The organism is Pseudomonas sp. NPDC098740 (assembly GCF_044760065.1).
Classification (GTDB): Bacteria; Pseudomonadota; Gammaproteobacteria; order Pseudomonadales; family Pseudomonadaceae; genus Aquipseudomonas; species Aquipseudomonas rossensis.
Window position 1 is genome coordinate 1,120 of sequence record NZ_JBIWAM010000053.1, and the last position, 1,333, is coordinate 2,452.

The following is a 1,333-nucleotide window of genomic DNA, read 5'->3' on the forward strand; positions in this document are numbered from 1 at the left end:
CGAGCAAGACACAAACACCACCATTTTGACGTGACCTACGTGGGCATGGAAGAAGGCATCACGATCAAGCGTCAGACTGACGAATTGACCGGTATGACCAACATTGAAGTACTCGACGCCAAAGATCGTCCAGCTGCCGGTAAAGATATCCGTCCTGCGGTGAAGATGGTTGATGACAACGGCAAGGATCTCTTGCTGCCGGGTACTGACGTAATTGCTCAGTACTTCCTGCCTGCTAACGCCCTGGTTGGTGTAGCGGATGGTGCGAAGATTGCGATCGGTGATGTTATCGCTCGTATCCCGCAAGAGACTTCGAAGACCCGTGACATCACCGGTGGTCTGCCACGTGTTGCCGACTTGTTCGAAGCGCGTCGTCCGAAAGAAGCCTCGATTCTGGCTGAAGTCAGCGGCACCATCGCGTTTGGTAAAGAGACCAAAGGCAAACGCCGTCTGGTTATCACTCCGAACGACGGCACCGATCCGTACGAAGAGCTGATTCCGAAGTGGCGTCACCTGAACGTCTTCGAAGGCGAACAGGTAAACCGCGGCGAAGTTATCTCCGACGGCCCGAGCGATCCACACGACATCCTGCGTCTACTGGGTGTGAGTGCGCTGGCCAAGTACATCGTGAACGAGATTCAGGACGTTTATCGTCTGCAAGGCGTGAAAATCAACGACAAGCACATCGAGACCATCCTGCGTCAGATGTTGCGCAAGGTTGAAATCGCTGAATCCGGCGACTCGACTTTCATCAAGGGCGACCAGATGGAGTTGACTCACGTTCTGGTAGAGAACGAGCGTCTGGCTGGCGACGAGAAATTCGTTTCCAAGTTCACTCGCGTGCTGCTGGGTATCACCAAGGCGTCGTTGTCCACCGAATCGTTCATCTCGGCGGCTTCCTTCCAGGAAACCACTCGCGTACTGACCGAAGCGGCGGTAACCGGCAAGCGCGATTACCTGCGCGGCCTGAAAGAAAACGTGGTCGTGGGTCGTCTGATCCCGGCTGGTACCGGTCTGGCTTATCACAGCGAGCGCAAGCGCCGCCGTGATGCTGACAAACCGTTGCGCGTAAGCGCCAGTGAAGTGGAAGCTGCACTGACCGAAGCGCTGAACTCGAGCGGTAACTGAGTTCTGCGGTAAATGAGCGTAAGGCCCTGGCCATTCCGTTCATCGAATCGAGACAATTTGTCGAGGTTGGATGAGTGGGGAGGTCGGGGCCTTGCCTTGACTGGGGGCAAGATCCTCTTTAGACTCTTGTACCCCTAAATTTGGCGGGAATTCGTTCCTGCCATTTTGCTTTTCTTGCAAGACAATAGCGTCGCAAGACAACAGT

Annotated in this window: 1 pseudogene; it reads left to right on the top strand. The window is 55.0% G+C overall.

The features are described 5' to 3' along the window. Positions 1–1,128, top strand: a pseudogene (locus tag ACIQU2_RS28860) (DNA-directed RNA polymerase subunit beta'); the annotation flags it as partial. Positions 1,129–1,333: the final 205 nt, after the last annotated feature.